Source organism: Bartonella sp. AP3QHHD, assembly GCF_042195765.1.
GTDB lineage: Bacteria > Pseudomonadota > Alphaproteobacteria > Rhizobiales > Rhizobiaceae > Bartonella.
In genome coordinates, this window is sequence record NZ_JBHIPC010000013.1 from 1 (window position 1) to 3,863 (window position 3,863).

The following is a 3,863-nucleotide window of genomic DNA, read 5'->3' on the forward strand; positions in this document are numbered from 1 at the left end:
TTGTCCATGGCTTGACTCTGGTCCATAGGCACGTAGTGTATACATATCCGGTAAGCCATCTCTTGTGGTATAGCCATTTACCAGTTTGAAAGAGTTTTCTTCTGCTTTTCCAGAAACTTGAATGAGTGAAAGACCACGGATATTGGCAGCAGCAGAGGTATTTGCTTCGATATTGTTCTCTTCTAAGCGCCCCGTAACATAAACTGATGTGGTTCCAGAGATATCTCCATGGATCAAAAGTCTATCGGTTTTTTGGTCCTCTATTGCAGCACCATCACTCCATTCAGCGTTGAAGTAAATCTTCGCATCATCCGTTGCATTGTAGACTTCTTGCGTGTCTGGTTTACCAGAACCTATATGCAATGTTTGGTAGTGATCGTCTGTTGGTCCATTAAAGATAATGGAGCTGTTATCGAGATTAAGCACAGAAACATCAGAACGAGATCTTTGAGCGATATCAAGGAGATTGCCATCATCATCTTTTTCATTTTTGCTGATTTTCAACGTCCATTTTGTATCGTTTTTCAGATCAAAGTGCACATTTCTGTCTTTAGCAATATTTGCTCTGCCCTCTAAAATAGACTGATCTGCGCTTAATGTGAAGGTGCCGTTGGAGATCGTTTTAACCTCTTTACCATCCCACAAATCTTTATCTTTCCATGATGTTTTGTCCCAAAAAATACCATCTCCTAATAATACGTCAGCATGGACTTCTGATTTTTTAAGATTGACTGTGCCGATTGATGGAGCAGCAGCATCTTCGATGCTTTTTTCAACAACAGTTCTAACGAAAATTCCTGTACCATTTTCAGCATGAAGCTCTGCATTAGTCAGATTGATCTCATTACTATGATATTTTTGCGGATCATGCGAGCTATTCGGATTATTATCAAAGAAAGTTGCGAATTGTAAACTGGCAACTTCTGCTGTGGCAGAAACATCTGTCAGATCAATATGTCCGCCATTTATTACAACCAGTGCAGCCATTTTTGCTTCTATTGTATTTTTCTTCCCCTTCTGAGGAGTATCGGATTGGGTATCTAGGCCTTTAGAATTAGTATCAATAGCGCCATTAACCATCTTAATTGTGCCATCTTCACCAGTAGCGAGACCAATACCAACATTTTGAATAGTTGTTTTGCCATTTAATTCAACTATACTATCAGCCTCCCAAGTGCTTACACCAACGGTTTCTGCTTCGGACTCACCACCGATTATTGTTAAATCTCCGGTAATGATTTTACTCCCATCATCTGCATAAAGACCTTCATCAAAATTTTGAATGGTTGTTTTGCCAGTTAACTGAATTTCACTCCCAGAGCCCGATGTCCATACACCAGATCGTGCTTCATTGGGGTTGTCATTAATTGCTTTACCACCGACTATTGTTAAATCTCCGCTGGTAATTTTACCACCATTAAAGGCTCCAAGACCGTACGAAACTTTTTCAAAGGTTGTATGCCCCTTTAATTGAATTTCACTATTGGGATCAATGGCTATTATACCAGAAGTGCCGTATTCTTGGTTTTCATAAGCAGTTATTGTTAAATCTTCGCTGGTGATTTTACCACCTTTTTCTGCTCTCAGTCCGTCTCTAACTTTTTCAATGCTTGTTTTGCCTTTTAATTCAATTATGCTTCCAAAGCCATGGGCATTTGCACCGTTTCCGAAGTTATCGGTTGTTAGAGTAACATCCGTAATTTCAATACGTCCACCATTTTCTGTAAATAATGCGTCTTCATGTCCATTCAAATTTCCTCCTATGACAGTCCCTCCTTTCATTGTGATCTTGGATTCTATACCATCTGCATGGAGTGCATTACCCTTAGATGATGCGACTGTAACATTGTTGTTTAAAGTAATGATGCTGCCGTTTCCAGCATATACCCCATCAGTTTCCCCATCGAGTGATCCTCCAGAGATTGTTATTGTCGAGTGATCATCTGCAAATATGCCTTTTAGTGCTTGAGTTACGGTTACATTGTTCAAGGTTACTGTGCTGTTTTTAGCACTTATTCCTAAGGATAGTGAACTGTTATCGTTTTTACTCGATATTACCACGTCTTCCAGCTTGTTTTTTTTACTCTTACTGTCAGAAAAGGAAGCACCAGTGCTAGATAAAATGCCAGATGAGGAGGCCTCCATTCCAGAATATGTAATTGTTCCCTTAGTCATTTGAAGTGTAGCACCGTCTTTGGTTTCAAGGCCTAAGAAAATACCAGAACCAGTGCCTTTAATGGTTGTGCCATCCAGTAACTCAATCGCACTGTCAGCACCTTCTGCTGTTACAGCATAGACGGTTTTGTTTGTGCCTTGGTTTATATCTTTATTCGTAACAATGGTTAAATGTTTTCCAATGATTTTGCCACCGTCTTTTGCGTGAATAGTTTCGTAGGTTTTATCGGATACTTCTTGTTGTTTTCCTTCAGAAACTACGAGGGTTTCAGCATGTGCACTGAACTGGATGTTGAACAGGATGATAGCGGCTGTAGCCGTGCATGATAAAAGGGATGTTTTATACACTAGTATTCTCCTTATGAGAGCCCCCAAATATTCATTTCCCCGCGAATTTCATAAGAAGAAGTGAAAATGGATAGTTGTTATTAATTTCAGTAATTGTCTTTATTTGGTAAGACATTTTTGGTTTTTTGTCAAAATTAAAAAATAATTGATATTAATTATCTCTAATACAAAATGTATTTATAATTGATTTTATTTAAAGAATTATAATTTTGAATATTATTATTCAGAGAAATATTGTGAGATACTGATATAGTGGTTTTTACGTGATGGTAGGGATTATTATATGACGCAAATTGGGGTTATGAGGGAAAAAAAAGGATGTAGAAGAAGCTAGTAAAAAAGCTAACTTACTTGGGCTTAAAGTGGTTTTTCATCTTTTAATACAGTGGTATTAATTTATTTCTAATAGACTTCTCTTTTTTTCAAAGTAGGAAGTACTCTTCATCCACTGGGGATGGAAGTGCTCTGTTGCGTTTGTTGTGTCTTGTCTTGGAGATTTTCGTAAAGAACTAAGTATAAAGAGGGAAGGGTGCTTTAAAAGGAAAAAGGATGACTTTAATGTACAAAAAGGGCAGCATATTGTGCTGCCTTTTTGTTAAATTGAATAGAATGATAGGCTATTTACAGCCTTGATTTAAAACTGATAGCGTATACCACCTGAAAAGCTTGCACCACTTATACCAGTTTTCTGAAGCTTTTGTTGATAACTTACATCACCATGAAGCGAGAAATTGTGAGACAGTTGCGCATTGATGCCAACGCCGCCTTCAATTGCAGGTCCCATAGGATCAAGGTCAAAATCTCTGCCAATATGAATGGTACCATCATCACCAAAGGTTTTGATCAAGTTTACTTTTCCATAGAAAGACATAGGACGGCTGTTTTCAGTGGAAATGGTTTTTGTCAAACGTCCACCAATGCGTACTAACCATTGAGAAGGATTTTTCATATCAACGGTAAAATTATCAGCATCTTCAATGGTATTAAACATCAAATGTTGATAGGCAACTTGTGCTTGTGGCTCAAAGGTTAAGCCTTCCATTCCGGTTACAAACTCTTTGCCAACAGTGGTGGAGATACTAAACATTTTGGCATCGTTCAACTTCGCGGTATTGCCTCTGATGGCATTGGCGATATGCCCTTTTAGGATACCATAGGACAAGAGTGCATCGATGTAGAAACCACTGTTATGCTGTATACTGCCATAGGCTGTAATGGCCCATTTATCCAGCGTGTTCTTTCCTGCATCTTTCATGTCCTTTGGAGTGAAAGACAGCTGCCCATAGGTGCCTACAAGACCGAAATGTGTTGTGGTATTTTGCCCTTCAATTGCTGCCAAT

2 protein-coding genes are annotated in these 3,863 nt (G+C 38.6%); both read right to left on the minus strand.

Annotated features, from left to right (window positions below; genetic code table 11):
* Nucleotides 1-2,523, minus strand: a 2,523-nt coding sequence (locus ACFIL7_RS00725) for an autotransporter outer membrane beta-barrel domain-containing protein (protein WP_375683237.1), incomplete at its 3' end; no start/stop codon positions are given.
* A 634-nt stretch (nucleotides 2,524-3,157) separates the two neighbouring features.
* Nucleotides 3,158-3,863: autotransporter domain-containing protein (locus ACFIL7_RS00730; protein WP_375683238.1), on the minus strand; the 706-nt coding region annotated here is incomplete at its 5' end.